The organism is Blastococcus saxobsidens (assembly GCF_010682065.1).
GTDB lineage: Bacteria > Actinomycetota > Actinomycetes > Mycobacteriales > Geodermatophilaceae > Blastococcus > Blastococcus saxobsidens_B.
Window position 1 is genome coordinate 40490 of record NZ_JAAGWG010000010.1, and the last position, 14542, is coordinate 55031.

The 14542-nt window shown below is 73.4% G+C and carries 14 protein-coding genes; 13 read left to right on the forward strand and 1 reads right to left on the reverse strand.

Going from position 1 to position 14542, the window contains the following annotated elements:
- The first annotated feature begins 95 nt into the window (after window positions 1–95).
- The 4 genes from prcB to pafA are packed head-to-tail and all read left to right on the forward strand — an operon-like array spanning window position 96 to window position 3625.
- Window positions 96–953 (forward strand): proteasome subunit beta, encoded by an 858-nt coding sequence (prcB, locus tag GCU60_RS08265; protein ID WP_345770478.1) that lies wholly within the window; start codon window positions 96–98, stop codon window positions 951–953.
- A 5-nt stretch (window positions 954–958) separates the two neighbouring features.
- Window positions 959–1822: a proteasome subunit alpha gene (gene prcA / locus GCU60_RS08270; protein WP_163204100.1), complete on the forward strand. Its 864-nt coding sequence runs from the start codon at window positions 959–961 to the stop codon at window positions 1820–1822.
- Window positions 1823–1863: 41 nt separating this feature from the next.
- Complete coding sequence (locus GCU60_RS08275; protein ID WP_163204102.1) at window positions 1864–2211, forward strand: hypothetical protein; 348 nt, start codon at window positions 1864–1866, stop codon at window positions 2209–2211.
- 55 nt (window positions 2212–2266) lie between these two features.
- Window positions 2267–3625 carry a Pup--protein ligase gene (pafA, locus tag GCU60_RS08280; protein WP_163204104.1) on the forward strand — a complete coding sequence of 453 codons (1359 nt, stop codon included), beginning with the start codon at window positions 2267–2269 and terminating at the stop codon, window positions 3623–3625.
- A gap of 49 nt (window positions 3626–3674) precedes the next feature.
- Here the strand turns inward: pafA and GCU60_RS08285 are convergent, their stop codons facing one another.
- A complete protein-coding gene (locus GCU60_RS08285) occupies window positions 3675–4838 on the reverse strand; it encodes a DUF3866 family protein (RefSeq protein ID WP_163204106.1) in 1164 nt (387 codons plus the stop codon).
- 76 nt (window positions 4839–4914) lie between these two features.
- Here GCU60_RS08285 and GCU60_RS08290 point away from each other — a divergent pair, with 76 nt between their 5' ends.
- The 9 genes from GCU60_RS08290 to GCU60_RS08330 all read left to right on the forward strand — a co-directional run bounded on the left by GCU60_RS08290 (window position 4915) and on the right by GCU60_RS08330 (window position 14540).
- The gene (locus GCU60_RS08290) at window positions 4915–5895 is read left to right on the forward strand and encodes a helix-turn-helix transcriptional regulator (RefSeq protein WP_163204109.1); all 981 of its coding nucleotides are present in this window, start codon (window positions 4915–4917) and stop codon (window positions 5893–5895) included.
- The gene (locus tag GCU60_RS08295; protein ID WP_345770479.1) at window positions 5892–6875 is read left to right on the forward strand and encodes a helix-turn-helix transcriptional regulator; all 984 of its coding nucleotides are present in this window, start codon (window positions 5892–5894) and stop codon (window positions 6873–6875) included. The genes GCU60_RS08290 and GCU60_RS08295 overlap by 4 nt, the downstream gene beginning before the upstream one ends.
- 9 nt (window positions 6876–6884) lie before the next feature.
- Entirely contained in the window at window positions 6885–7088 is a 204-nt protein-coding gene (locus GCU60_RS08300) for a hypothetical protein (RefSeq protein ID WP_163204111.1), read from the forward strand.
- Between the two features lie 88 nt (window positions 7089–7176).
- Window positions 7177–7509, forward strand: a complete 333-nt coding sequence (gene tatA / locus GCU60_RS08305; protein WP_163204113.1) for a Sec-independent protein translocase subunit TatA — start codon at window positions 7177–7179, stop codon at window positions 7507–7509.
- A 25-nt stretch (window positions 7510–7534) separates the two neighbouring features.
- Entirely contained in the window at window positions 7535–8452 is a 918-nt protein-coding gene (gene tatC, locus GCU60_RS08310) for a twin-arginine translocase subunit TatC (RefSeq protein ID WP_345770480.1), read from the forward strand.
- A gap of 4 nt (window positions 8453–8456) precedes the next feature.
- Window positions 8457–9344, forward strand: coding sequence for a diacylglycerol kinase family protein (locus GCU60_RS08315; protein ID WP_163204115.1), 888 nt, complete (start codon window positions 8457–8459; stop codon window positions 9342–9344).
- Window positions 9345–9398: 54 nt separating this feature from the next.
- Entirely contained in the window at window positions 9399–12233 is a 2835-nt protein-coding gene (locus tag GCU60_RS08320; protein WP_163204117.1) for a DEAD/DEAH box helicase, read from the forward strand.
- A gap of 94 nt (window positions 12234–12327) precedes the next feature.
- Window positions 12328–12984 carry a DUF4333 domain-containing protein gene (locus tag GCU60_RS08325; protein ID WP_163204119.1) on the forward strand — a complete coding sequence of 219 codons (657 nt, stop codon included), beginning with the start codon at window positions 12328–12330 and terminating at the stop codon, window positions 12982–12984.
- Between the two features lie 89 nt (window positions 12985–13073).
- Window positions 13074–14540 (forward strand): type I restriction-modification system subunit M, encoded by a 1467-nt coding sequence (locus GCU60_RS08330; protein WP_345770481.1) that lies wholly within the window; start codon window positions 13074–13076, stop codon window positions 14538–14540.
- Window positions 14541–14542: the final 2 nt, after the last annotated feature.

Genomic DNA, 14542 nt, shown 5'->3' on the forward strand with positions numbered 1-14542 from the left:
TCGCAGCGACGTCCGGGACCGTGCCTGCGCAGCACGCACGGCACCCGGCAGGACAGCGATCCACGCCGGCGCATGCGGGCGGGAGAGGCGGATGGGTGAACGAGTCGTCAGCTGGCCGGAGCGGGTTCCCGCCCGCGTACCTGGACCGGGTGGGTTCCTCGTTCACCGACTTCCTGTCGACGGCGGCACCGGAACTGCTGCCGGGCCGTCGCCCCGTCCCGACGCTGCCCGTGGGTGACATCGCCCCGCACGGCACCACGATCGTCGCCGTCACCTTCGACGGCGGCGTCCTCATGGGCGGCGACCGTCGCGCGACCATGGGCAACCTGATCTCCAGCCGCGACATCGAGAAGGTCTACCCGGCCGACTCCTACAGCGTCATCGGCATCGCCGGCGCCGCGGGCATCGCGATCGAGATGGTGAAGCTCTACCAGGTGGAGCTCGAGCACTACGAGAAGATCGAGGGGCTCACGATGAGCCTCGACGGCAAGGCCAACCGGCTCGCCCAGATGATCCGCGGCAACCTCGGTGCCGCCCTGCAGGGCCTGGCCGTCGTCCCGCTGTTCGCCGGCTTCGACCTCGACGCCGCCGCGGGCACCGGCCCCGGGCGCATCTTCAGCTACGACGTCACCGGCGGGAACTACGAGGAGCGCGGCTACGCGGCCGTCGGCTCCGGCTCGCTGTTCGCCAAGAACTCGCTGAAGAAGACCTGGCGCTCCGGCCTGCCCGCCGACGCGGCCACCCGCACCGTCGTCGAGGCCCTCTACGACGCCGCCGACGACGACTCCGCGACCGGCGGCCCCGACCCGGTGCGCCGGCTGTACCCGATCGTCTACCGGGTGGACGCCGAGGGCGCCGTCCGCCTCACCGACGCCGAGGTGGCCGCGGTCGCCGACCAGATCGTGACCGAGCGCGCGGCCGCCGACCGCCAGAACATGCCGCGGGAGGCCTGAGCGCCATGACCATGCCCTACTACGCCTCCGCCGAGCAGGTCATGCGCGACCGCTCGGAGTACGCCCGCAAGGGCATCTCCCGCGGTCGCAGCGTCGCCGTCCTCACCTACGCCGACGGCGTGCTGCTCATCGCCGAGAACCCCAGCTCCACGCTGCACAAGATCGGCGAGATCTACGACCGGATCGGGTTCGCCGCCGTCGGCCGGTACAGCGAGTTCGAGAGCCTCCGCGTCGCCGGGGTCCGCCTCGCCGACGTCCGCGGCTACTCCTACAACCGCCGCGACGTCACCGGTCGGATCGTGGCCAATGCCTACGCGCAGACGCTCGGCGCGATCTTCACCGAGCAGATGAAGCCCTACGAGGTCGAGCTCTGCGTCGCCGAGGTGGGGGAGACCCCCGACCGCGACCAGCTCTACCGCCTCACCTTCGACGGCTCCGTCGTCGACGAGCCCGACTTCGTCGTCATGGGCGGCCAGGCCGACGCCGTCACCGGCCACCTCCGCGAGAACTTCCACGCCGGCATGGGGCTCGCCGACGCCCTCAAGGTCGGGGTGGACGCGCTCTCCGCGGTCAGCCCCGCCACGGCCGGCTCCCAGCACGGCGGTCACGCCCGGCTCAGCGCCGAGCAGCTGGAGGTCGCCGTGCTCGACCGGCGCCGGCCCAAGCGGGCGTTCCGGCGGGTCGTGGGCGCCGCGCTGCACACGCTGCTCGGCGACGGCGCCTCCACGGCGCAGACGCCCGAGGGCCCCGGCCACACGCCGAGCCACCCCGCCCCCGGCACCCCGGCCGGCCTCGGCGACCCTGCAGCCCCCGACACCGCGGGCGGCGCCGGGTACGACGAACACGCCGAGGACGGCGGCGAGGGCTGACCCGCGCGACTGAAGCCGCGGTACGGGGTAGGGGAGCGGTCATGCCGAACTACCAGGTCAACGACGACGCGGTCGCGCAGGCCCGGAAGCTGATCGACGCGGGCACCGTCGACGACCGCACGGAGTGGTCCGACGCCGCCCCCTCCGCCGACGACGGGAACGCCCGGATCGAGGAGCACGGCTGGGACGGGTACGCCGCGTGGCACCTCGCGGTCGACCCGGAGGCCAACGAGGAGACGAAGAAGCGCTACGCCTTCCCGTACGGGGACTTCTCCAAGGTCAATCGGGCCGCACTGATCCACGGCAAGCAGCGCGCGTCCCAGAACGGCCACGACGAGGTCGAGCAGGCGTTCGACGACCTGCTGCAACGGCTCGACGCGAAGCGGTAGCGGCCCGCCGGTCCGGCGGTGGGCCGCTGTCGCCCCCGGCGCCTAGTCTCGAAGCGTGGACCGACGGATCTTCGGGATCGAGACCGAGTACGGCGTCACGTGCACCTTCAAGGGCCAGCGCCGGTTGTCGCCGGACGAGGTGGCCCGCTACCTGTTCCGGCGCGTGGTGTCGTGGGGGCGCAGCTCCAACGTGTTCCTGCGCAACGGCTCCCGGCTCTACCTCGACGTCGGCAGCCACCCCGAGTACGCCACCGCCGAGTGCGACGACCTCACCGAGCTCGTCGCCCACGACAAGGCCGGCGAGCGCATCCTCGAGGGCCTCGTCGTCGACGCAGAGCAGCGGCTGGCCGAGGAGGGCGTCACCGGCGACATCTACCTGTTCAAGAACAACACCGACTCCGCCGGCAACAGCTACGGCTGCCACGAGAACTACCTCGTCGGCCGGCACGGCGAGTTCGCCCGCCTCGCCGATGTCCTCATCCCGTTCCTCGTCAGCCGGCAGATCGTCGTCGGCGCCGGCAAGGTGCTGCAGACGCCGCGCGGCGCGCTCTACTGCGTCAGCCAACGGGCCGAGCACATCTGGGAGGGCGTCTCCAGCGCCACCACCCGCAGCCGCCCGATCATCAACACCCGCGACGAGCCGCACGCCGACGCCGAGCGCTACCGCCGGCTGCACGTGATCGTCGGCGACTCCAACATGAGCGAGACCACGACGCTGCTCAAGGTCACGATGACCGACCTGGTGCTGCGCATGATCGAGGCCGGCGTGCCGATCCGGGACATGACGCTGGAGAACCCCATCCGGGCCATCCGCGAGATCAGCCACGACATCACCGGCCGGCGCAAGGTCCGCCTCTCCAACGGCCGCGAGATGTCGGCCCTGGAGATCCAGGCGGAGTACCACAGCCGGGCCACCGAGTTCGTCGACCGCGAGGGCTGCTCGCCGGTGCACCGGCAGATGCTCGAGCTGTGGGGCCGGGTGCTCAAGGCCGTCGACAGCGAGGACCTCAGCCTGATCGACCGCGAGATCGACTGGGCGATCAAGTACAGCCTGCTGGAGCGCTACCGGGCCAAGCGCGGCCTGGAGCTGAGTTCCCCGCGGATCGCCCAGATGGACCTCGCCTACCACGACATCAGCCGCACCCGCGGCCTCTACTACCTGCTCGAGCGGGCCGGCCAGGTCGACCGCGTGGCGCACGAGCCGCGGATCTTCGAGGCCAAGAACGTGCCCCCGCAGACCACCCGCGCCAAGCTGCGCGGCGAGTTCATCCGCAAGGCGCAGGAGAAGCGCCGCGACTTCACCGTCGACTGGGTGCACCTCAAGCTCAACGACCAGGCGCAGCGCACAGTGCTGTGCAAGGACCCGTTCAAGGCCGTCGACGAGCGCGTCGAGAAGCTCATCGCCAGCATGTGATCTGCTTTTCCGCGGAAAGTCACCGGTGACTTTCCGCGGAAGACCCAGGTCAGTCGGCGGTGTCGACCGGTTCGGCGCTCCCGGTGTCGGTGGCGGCTTCCGCCTCTGCCTCCACCGGCACCTGCAGGGCCGCGTACCGGCCCGCCGCCGCGGCGGCCAGGAAGTAGGCCCGCTCCTCGTCCAGGCCTCGGCCCATCGTGCGCAGCGGCACGGGGGAGAGACCGAGCGCCAGGTCCAGCCCGTCGGTGTCCACCCAGACGACGACGTTGCGCTCCGGCTGGCTCGCCAGGTCCTCGTCCACCTGACCACCCAGCTCCGAGGAGAGCCCGCGCGGCGCGATCAGCGTGACCCCGCCGAGCGCCACCCGGCCGAACGCGGTCAGCGAGTGGTGCGAGACGCCGCGGTGCCGCGGCCGCGGGTCGGCGTCGGAGATCCGCAGCGCCCCGATCGGCAGCCCGCCGAGGACGCTGACGGCGTTGCAGGCCTCGCCAGCCGCCACCCCGGAGAAGCCCCACGGCGTCCCGGTGCCCAGGTTGCCCGGGCCCTGGGTCACGATCGCCAGGTCGGCGCCCAGCACGTGCTTGGCCGCCAGCAGGCCGGTGTGCAGCGTGACGGCCTCCAGGTCGCCGCCGTACGCCTGCCCGACGGTGACCACCCCGGCCAGCGAGTTCTTGAGCGCGCCCACCGTCCGGGAGAACGCCGCCGGCAGCGCGCCGCCGTCGGTCATCACGTAGGCGACCTTCAGGTCCGGGTCGGTGGCCAGCATCCCGATGAGCACCGCCGGCAGCGCCGAGTGCAGGTCCGCCACGACGACGGGCATGCCGGCCAGGTCGTCGGCGTCGGCGATGGCCGCGTGGTGCTCGGTGTCCTGCTCGTCGACGCCCTGCACGGTCACCTGCAGCGGCGTGTACCGCGCCTTGACCAGGTGCCCGGGGGTCTCCGGGTCCGGCGGCAGCCGGTCGGGGACGGCGACGACGAGCGCGTACCCGCCGGTGCCGAGGTTCTGCGCCAGCGCCGTCGTGTTCAGCAGCACGTCGTCGCCGACCTCCGGCACGCCGACCAGCGACGGGTAGGCGAGTGCCTGGACCTCGCCGTCGTCGGGCACCTCCACGGTCAGCTCCAGCGCGTCGCGCCACGCGCGGCCGACGGCGGTGACCTTCCCGCGCCGCCAGCGGATCCGGGACGCGGGCGCCGAGGCGGCAGGGCTGCTCATACCCGCAGGCTATCGAGGGTCCCGGCTCGCGGCCGGATGGCAACGGCCTCACCGGGGGCTGACTAGCCTGTGGGGCATGGCGGCCAAGCGGGCGGAACGACTGGTCAACCTGGTCATCGCCCTGCTCAGCACGAGGCAGTACGTGACCGCGGCCCGCATCCGCGCCACCGTCCCCGGGTACGAGGCCGACGACGGCTCCGACCGCGCCGACGAGGCGTTCAAGCGGATGTTCGAGCGGGACAAGGCCGAGCTCCGCGAGATGGGCGTCCCGCTGGAGACCGGCCGCACCAGCGTCTTCGACACCGAGGACGGCTACCGCATCGCCCGCGCCGACTACGAGCTGCCCGAGATCCACCTGACGGGCGAGGAGGCCGCCGCGGTCGGTCTCGCGGTGCGGCTGTGGGAGTCCGCGCAGCTGGCCGGCGCCGCGCAGAGCGCCCTGGTGAAGCTCAAGGCCGCCGGGGTCGACGTCGACACGTCGCGCTCGCTGCCCATCCACCCTCGGCTGGACCGCGGGGAGGCCGCCTTCGAGCCCTGCTACGCCGCGGCCCGCGACCGCCGGCAGCTGGAGTTCGACTACCGCCGTCCCGACGAGGACTCCGCCGTCCGGCGGCAGGTGCAGCCATGGGGCGTCGTCGCCTGGCACGGCCGCTGGTACCTCGTGGGGTTCGACCTGGACCGGCAGGCCGACCGGGTGTTCCGGCTGTCCCGCGTCGCCGGGACGCCGAAGGCGGTGGGCCCGGCGGGGGCGTTCGAGCCGCCGGCCGACCTGGACCTCACCGCCGTGGTCGCCGGCCAGGCCGCGGGGGAGGAGCACCTGGTCCTGGTCCACGCCCGCCCCGGTACGGCGGTCGGGCTGCGCCGCCGGGCCACCTCGCTCGGCCCCACCCCCGACGGCGCCGAGGACCGGCTGCAGCTCCGCACCACCGAGCCGTGGGCGCTGGCCGACGAGCTCGCCGCCTACGGGTCCGACGTCGTCGTCGAGGCGCCCACCGAGATGCGCGACGCCGTGATCGCCCGCCTGACCCGGCTGGCCGCCCTGGGGGAGAAGTCGTGACCGCGTCCGGCACCACCGACCGCATGACCCGGCTGCTGGCCCTCGTGCCCTACCTGTCGGCCCGGCCCGACGGGGTGGCCCTGGCCGAGGCCGCCCGCGACTTCGGCGTCCCCGAGCGGCAGGTCCGCAGCGACCTCGAGCTGCTGTGGATGTGCGGGCTGCCCGGCTACGGCCCCGGCGACCTCATCGACGTCTCCTTCGAGGGCGACCGGGTCCGCGTCACCTTCAGCGCCGGGATGGTGCGGCCGCTGCGGCTGACCACCGACGAGGCGGTCGCCCTCGTGGTCGCGCTGCGCACCCTCCTGGAGCTGCCGGGGCTCGCCGAGCGGGAGGCCGTCAGCCGAGCGCTCGCGAAGGTCTCGGCGGCGACCGGTGACGCCGCCGAGCGCGTCACCCCCGTCGCGGTGAGCGTCGACGCCCGCGAGGAGACCCTCGCCGTCGTCCGCACCGCGCTGGAGGACCGGCGGGCGCTGCACCTGCACTACTACGTGCCCACCCGCGACGAGCGGACCGAGCGCACCGTCGACCCGATGCAGCTGCTGCTGGTCGAGGGCCGCTGGTACCTCGAGGCCTGGTGCCGGCGTGCGGAGGGCGTGCGGCTGTTCCGTCTCGACCGGGTGGACGACGTCGTCGTGCTCGACGAGCCGGCCGCGCCACCGCCGCAGGCGACCAGCCGGAACGTCGACGACGGCGTCTACCAGCCCGGGCCCGACGCGCCTGCAGTGCGGCTACGGCTGGCCCGCGCCGCCCGGTGGGTGGCCGACTACTACCCGGTGGAGGACGTGACCCCGGTCGACGACCCGCCCGGCGGGCTGGCCGTGACCGTGCGCACCGCCGACCTGGCCTGGGCCCGCCGGCTGGTGGCCACCCTCGGGGGGAACGCGATCGTCGACGAGCCGGTCGAGATCGGCACCCAGGTCGCCGCCGAGGCGCGGGCCGCGCTCGCCCGCTACGGCGTGACGCCGGGCAGCGGCGGCTAGGGTCGGCCCGTGCTGCTCTGGATCTCCCTCGCCGTGGCCGTCGCCGCCCTCATCGTGCTCGCCGTGCTGCTGCACGGGGTGCTCGGCGGCCTCGGCCGGCTCCGCACCGAGCTGGAGGCCGGCGCCCGCGAGCTGCGGCCGGTGCTCGAGCAGGTGCAGGCCACGACCGCCGCGGCCGAGCAGCGCACGCGCGCCCGCGCGAACGAGGGGTGAACAGCAGCCGACCGAACCGCCCGGCACCGGGGGGCCGAACACCGCCCGGCGTAGCATTCGGGTGCCATCGATTCTTGGAGGACGTGCCATGGGCGGACTGGGCCCGCTGGAGATCGGCCTGATCATCCTGGCCATCCTGCTGCTGTTCGGTTACAAGAAGCTGCCGGACGCCTCGCGCTCGCTGGGGCGCTCGCTGCGCATCTTCAAGGGCGAGATGAAGGGGATGAAGGAGGACGACGTCCGCACCAAGGACGCCGCCCGCACCACCCCGGTCCGGGGGGAGATCGTGACGCCCGCCGCCGCGCCCACGTCCGGGGACCTGAGCGCGGAGCTGCACGAGGAGGCCCGCCAGGCCGAGCTGCGTGCCGCGGAGCTGCGGGCCCGCGCCGAGCAGGCGCGCGCGGCCGACGGCCCCCGCTGACCCCCACACACCAGGCAGCACGGCGGTGAGCGAGGCGACCCCGGGCGCGCGGCGTCGTCGGCGGCCGCCGCGCGACGCCCAGGCGACGATGAGCCTCGTCGCCCACCTGACCGAGCTGCGCAACCGCATCGCCAAGGCCCTCCTCGCGCTGGCCGTCGCGACCGCCGTCTGCTTCTGGTGGTACGGCGAGGGCCTGGGCGAGTTCATCCGCGCCCCGTACTGCGGCCTGCCCGAGAACCTCCGCTACGGCGGGGACGATGCCGGCGGCTGCGGCCTGCTCATCACCGATGTTTTCGGGGGTGTGTTCATCCGGTTGAAGGTGGCGTTCATGGCCGGCGCGGTGCTGTCCGCGCCCTTCTGGCTCTACCAGCTCTGGGCCTTCGTCACCCCGGGGCTCAAGGCCAACGAGAAGCGCTACGGCATCGCCTTCGTCTTCGTCTCCAGCACGCTGTTCGCGCTCGGCGCCGTGCTCGCCTACGTCTCGCTCTCCGCCGGTCTCGAGCTGCTGCTCTCCCTGGCCGGTGACGGCGTGGTGATCGCGCTGACGGCGCAGGACTACATCGGCTTCGTGCTGTCGCTGCTGGTCGCGTTCGGCGTCAGTTTCGAGGTGCCGCTGATCGCCGTCGCGCTCAACCTGGTCGGCGTCCTCAGCCACGAGGTGCTCAGCCGCAGCCGGCGCTGGATCTTCTTCCTCACCATCGTCTTCGCCGCGTTCGTCACGCCGACCCAGGACCCGTTCACCATGCTGCTCATGGCCGGGCCGATGATCGTGCTCTTCGAGCTGGCCATCCAGGTGGCCCGGTTCGTCGACCGCCGGCGGGCCCGCCGGGACGCGGCCGAGCACTTCCACGGCCTCGACGACGACGACGCCTCCCCGCTGGACGTGCGGCCGTCGCAGCTCGACGAGCCGGTCGACACCACGCCGACGTCCCCCCGCGGCTGACCGGGTGGACGTTTCCGTCCTGATCAGCCCGGCAGCCGGGCGCGGCCGGGCCCGTGCGCGCGCCGGCGCCGTCGTCGACGCGCTCCGCTCGGCCGGCCTCGACCCGCACGTGCTGCCCGCCACCACCGGCGCCGAGGCCGAACGCCAGGCGGCGACCGCGGTCGCCGAGGGCACCGGCGCGGTCGTCGCCGTCGGCGGGGACGGGACGGCGCACGCCGCGCTGCAGGCGGTGGCCGGCACGCCGACGCCGCTCGTCGTCGTCCCGGCCGGCACCGGCAACGACCTGGCCATGGCGCTCCGCGTGCCTCCCGACCCGGTGGCGGCCGCCCGCAGCGCCGCGGCCGACCTCCTCGCCGGACGGTCGCGGCCGATGGACGCCGGCCGGACGGGGGACCGGTGGTGGGCCACGGTGCTGTGCTGCGGCTTCGACTCCGCGGTCACCGACCGCGCCAACCGGCTGCGCTGGCCGCCCGGCCGCCGCCGGTACGACCTCGCCGTGCTGCTGGAGCTGGCCCGGCTGCGGCCCTACGAGATGACGCTGTCGCTGGACGGCGAGGAGCGCACCCTGGCAGCGACGATGGTCGCCGTGGGCAACACCCCCTGGTACGGCGGCGGGCTCAGGATCTGCCCGGGGGCCGAGCTCGACGACGGGCTGTTCGACGTGACGGTCGTGGCGGCGGGCTCGCGGCTGGACCTGATCCGGACCAAACCGCGGCTCGCCGACGGCACCCACGTGCAGCACCCCGCGGTGAGCGTGCACCGCGCTTCCCGCGTGGAGCTGAGCTGCGCCGGCGTCACCACCTACGCCGACGGCGAGCCCATCGCGCCGCTGCCCGTGACGAGCGAGTGCGTACCCGGCGCGGTACGCATCGCCGGCGCCGGCGGGCCCTGACACCCTCGCCTCCCCGCCCGGTCGGCGGCGCTCGCAGCGCCTAACGTGGAGGCCATGTCCAGCCCCGCTGAGCGGTACGCAGCTGCCCGGCGGCGGACCTCCCACCCCACGCTGGCCGACTTCACCGCCGAGCTCGGCTTCTCCCTGGACCCGTTCCAGGTGGAGGCCTGCGAGGCGCTGGAGGAGGGCTCCGGCGTGCTGGTCTGCGCGCCGACCGGCGCCGGCAAGACCGTGGTGGGCGAGTTCGCCGTGCACAAGGCTCTCGCCGAGGGGCGCAAGGCGTTCTACACGACGCCGATCAAGGCGCTGTCGAACCAGAAGTACAACGATCTCGTCGAGCGCCACGGCGCCGACCGGGTCGGGCTGCTCACCGGCGACAACGCCATCAACGGCGACGCCCCCGTGGTCGTGATGACCACCGAGGTGCTGCGCAACATGCTCTACGCCGAGTCGCCGGCCATCAACGGCCTCGGCTACGTGGTCATGGACGAGGTGCACTACCTCGCCGACCGCTTCCGGGGTGCGGTCTGGGAAGAGGTGATCATCCACCTGCCGGAGTCGGTCACGCTGGTCTCGCTGTCGGCCACGGTCAGCAACGCCGAGGAGTTCGGCGACTGGCTGGTCACCGTCCGCGGCCACACGAAGGTCGTGGTCAGCGAGGTCCGGCCGATCCCGCTGTGGCAGCACATGCTCGTCGGCAACCGCGTCTTCGACATGTTCTCCCTCCGCCCGGCCGCGCACGCCGCCGAGCGCGGCGAGAGCCCCCGCCCGCTCTCCACCCGGGAACGCGGCGCCTCCGTCGTCGACCCGGAACTGGTGCGCTACGTCCGCGAGCACGAGCGGCGGATCGAGGGCTGGGGTGGCGACCGACGCCGGGACTCCGGCCACCGGCCGCGCCACCGGCCGCCGGCGCGCTCGGACGTCATCGAGCGGCTGGACGGTGCCGGGCTGCTGCCGGCGATCACCTTCGTGTTCAGCCGCAACGGCTGCGACGCCGCGGTGCACCAGTGCCTGCTGTCGGGGCTGCGGCTCACCGACGAGGCCGAGCGCGCCGAGATCGCCGCCATCATCGACGAGCGGACCGGCTCGTTGCCGGAGGAGGACCTGCACGTCCTCGGCTTCTGGGAGTGGCGCGAGGGGCTGCTGGCCGGGCTGGCCGCCCATCACGCCGGCCTGGTGCCGGCGTTCAAGGAGACCGTCGAGGAGTGCTTCGTCCGCGGCCTGGTCAAGGCCGTGTTCGCCACCGAGACCCTCGCCCTGGGCATCAACATGCCGGCGCGGACCGTCGTCCTCGAGCGGCTGGTCAAGTGGAACGGCGAGGCGCACGTCGACGTGACGCCGGGGGAGTACACCCAGCTCACCGGCCGGGCGGGGCGGCGCGGGATCGACGTCGAGGGGCACGCCGTCGTCGTCTGGGCCCCGGGGATGGACCCGTCGGTGGTGGCAGGGCTGGCCAGCACCCGCACCTACCCGCTCAGGTCCTCCTTCCGGCCGAGCTACAACATGGCGGTCAACCTGGTGGGCTCCTTCGGCCGGGCCCGGGCCCGGGAGCTGCTGGCCAGCTCGTTCGCCCAGTTCCAGGCCGACCGTTCCGTCGTCGGCCTGGCCCGGGCGGCGGCGCGGCACGAGCAGGACGCCGAGCGGTTCGCGGCCGAGATGCGGTCCGACCGGGGCGACGTCGGCGCGTACGCGCAGCTGCGCCGCGAGATCTCCGAGCGGGAGAAGGAGCTCTCCCGTGACTCGCAGGCCAAGCGCCGGCTGGAGGCCGCCGACGCGCTGGCCGCGCTGCGGCCGGGCGACGTGATCCGGGTGCCGACCGGCCGACGGCAGGGGCTCGCCGTCGTCCTCGACCCGGGCATCACCGACCTCGCCGACCCGCGCCCGCTCGTGCTGACGGAGGACAAGTGGGCCGGCCGGCTGGGCTCGGTGGACTTCCCGGGACCGGTGTCGGCGCTGGCACGGGTGAAGGTGCCCAAGAACTTCAACCACCGCAGCCCGCACGCCCGCCGGGACCTGGCCTCCACGCTGCGCAACGCCCGCGTCGAGAACGACCTGGGGGCCCGCCGGGTCAAGAACCGCTCGGCGGCCGCCGACGACCCGGTGCTCGCCGACCTCCGCGCGGCGATGCGCAACCACCCGGTGCACCAGCTGCCCGACCGCGAGGAGCGGGTCCGGGTGGCCGAGCGCTGGCTGCGCGCGGTGCACGAGGCGGACGCCCTGCAGCGGAAGATGGCCGACCGCACCGGCTCCCTGACCCGCCAGTTCGACCGCACCTGCGACGTCCTGGAGGAGCTCGGCTACCTGGTTCCGGAGGTGGTCCCGCTGGTGCCGGCGGACACGGAGGTGGTCGGCGCCGCGGACGACGCCCCGGTGGTGACCGACGACGGCCGGCGGCTGTCCCGCATCTGGTCGGAGTCCGACCTGCTGGTGGCCGAGTGCCTGCGGGCGGGCGCCTGGCGCGGGCTGGACCCCGCCGAGCTGGCGGCCGCCGTCTCCACGCTGGTGTTCGAGGCGCGGCGGGACACGCCGAGCCTGCCCGCCGTCCCCGCCGGCAAGGTGGCGGCGGCCATCGGTGTCATGCGGGGGATCCGCTCCCGGCTGCAGGACGTCGAGCTCGACCACGGGGTCCCCGCCAGCCGGGACCTGGACCTGGGGTTCGCCTGGGCCGCCTACCGGTGGGCCGACGGCCAGAGCCTGGACCGGGTGCTCGCGGGCGCCGAGCAGGCCGGCACGGAGCTCTCCGGCGGCGACTTCGTGCGCTGGACCCGCCAGCTGATCGATCTGCTGGACCAGCTGGCCAAGGTCGCCGACGACACGGTGGCCCGCACGGCACGCGCGGCGGTCGACCGGGTCCGCCGGGGCGTGGTGGCGGTGGCGGTCGGCGGCTGACCAGCGCGTCGCCGACCCCGGCCGGGTGGTCCGGTGCGGCAGAATTCGTCGCGCCCGGCCGGTGGCCGGGTTCGGCACGGCTCGGGGAGCGACCATGACCAACCCGCCGCAGGACGACGCACGCGAGGGCGACCCTCGGGGCGAGCGTCCCGAGGGCGTCGGCCGACCCCCGCAGCCGTGGAACGCACCCCCCGGCGGGACCCAGCCCTACGGGCAGCCACCGTTCGCCGGCTGGCCGCCGCCCTCGGCACCTCCCCAGTACGGCCAGGGCCAGTACGGCCAGCCCCAGCAGGGCCAGCCGCAGTACGGGCAGCCCCCGTACGGCCAGCCGCCGTACGGGCAGCCGCAGCCCGGTCCGTGGCAACAAGCGCCCCCGCCGCACGGCGTGCCCGGGTACGGCGTCCCCGGGCACGGCATGCCCGGTTACGGCGTCCCGCAGCCGGCCCGGAAGTCCCGCCGCGGCCTCGTCCTCGGGCTGGCGCTCCTCGCCGCCGTCCTGGTCGCGGTCCTCCTGCTGGCCACGACCGGCGGTCCGACCGTGCTCGACCGCACGGCCGTCGAGCAGGACGTCGCCGAGCAGTTCGAGCAACGCGAGGGCGTCGCGGTCGACCTCGAGTGCGCCGAGGAGATGACCGTCGAGGAGGGCGCGTCCTACGAGTGCACCGGCGTCACGGCCGACGAGGAGGAGGTTGCCCTCCTCATCGAGATCACCGATGCCGAGGGTGCGCGCTACACCTGGTCCGAGCCCTGACCGAGAGGTGACGTAGCGCTCGACGAGCGTGGCGGGCATCGCTCCGCCAGTTCCCGGGAGCCCAAGGATGGCCGGGATACGGTCGGGGCGTGACGGTTCTCCGGGGGCAGATCAAGTCGACGATCGACCGGGTGTGGGACGCGTTCTGGTCCGGTGGCATCTCCAACCCGCTGGAGGTCATCGAGCAGATCACCTACCTGCTCTTCATCCGCCGCCTCGATGACCTGCACAAGCGTGCCGAGAACAAGGCACGGCTGACGGGGAAGCCGGTCGAGAACCCGGTTTTCGGGCCGGACGAGCAGAACCTGCGGTGGGGCCACCTGAAGAACGAGGAGGCCGGCGTCATGCACGCGCTGGTCGCCCAGGGCGTCTTCCCGTTCCTGCAGCGGCTCGGCGGCGACGACTCCACCTACGCCCACCACATGCGCGACGCCCGGTTCACCATCCCGACGCCGACGCTGCTGGCCCGGGTGGTCGACATGATCGACGAGCTGCCGATGGACGACCGCGATACCAACGGCGACCTGTACGAGTACATGCTCGGGAAGATCGCCGCCTCCGGGCACAACGGTCAGTTCCGCACGCCTCGGCACATCATCGAGCTGATGGTCGCGATGACCGCGCCCACGCCGACCGACACCATCTGCGACCCTGCCTGCGGCACCGCCGGCTTTCTGGTGGCGGCGGGGGAGTACCTGCGCAACCAGCACACGGACCTGCTGCACGACGCGTCCCGGTCGCGGCACTTCCACCACGGCATGTTCCACGGCTATGACTTCGACTCGACCATGCTGCGCATCGGCAGCATGAACATGCTGCTGCACGGCGTGGAGCAGCCCGACATCCGCTACCGCGACTCCCTCTCCGAGGGTGCCTCGGGTGACGAGGGCCGGTACTCGCTGGTGCTGGCCAACCCGCCGTTCGCGGGCAGCCTGGATGCCGAATCGGTGTCAAAGGACCTGCAGCGGGTGGTCAAGACCCGCAAGACGGAGCTGCTGTTCCTGGCTCTGTCCCTCCGGCTGCTGCAGCCGGGCGGCCGGGCTGCGGTGATCGTTCCGGACGGCGTGCTGTTCGGCTCCTCCATCGCGCACAAGCGGCTGCGCACCATGCTGGTCGAGGAGCAGAAGCTGGATGCGGTGGTGAAGCTGCCGAGCGGGGTGTTCCGGCCCTACGCCGGGGTGTCGACGGCGATCCTGTTCTTCACCCGCACCGACTCCGGCGGTACGGACGACGTGTGGTTCTACGACGTGCGGGCCGACGGCTTCACGCTCGACGACAAGCGGACGCCGACCGAGGCCAACGACCTGCCCCACGTGCTCGCCCGTTGGACGCAGCGGAGCGGCGATGAGCTCCAGCGGGCGCGGACGGAGCAGAGCTTCTGCGTGCCGAAGGCCGACATCGTGGCCCAGGCCTACGACCTCTCGCTAAACCGTTACCGGGAGGTCGTGCACGAGGACGTCGAGCACCGCGACCCGCTGGAGATCATCGCGGAGCTGGGGCGGATGGAGAAGGAGATCCAGCAGGGCCTCGCCGAGCTCAGGGACATGCTCGCGTGAGC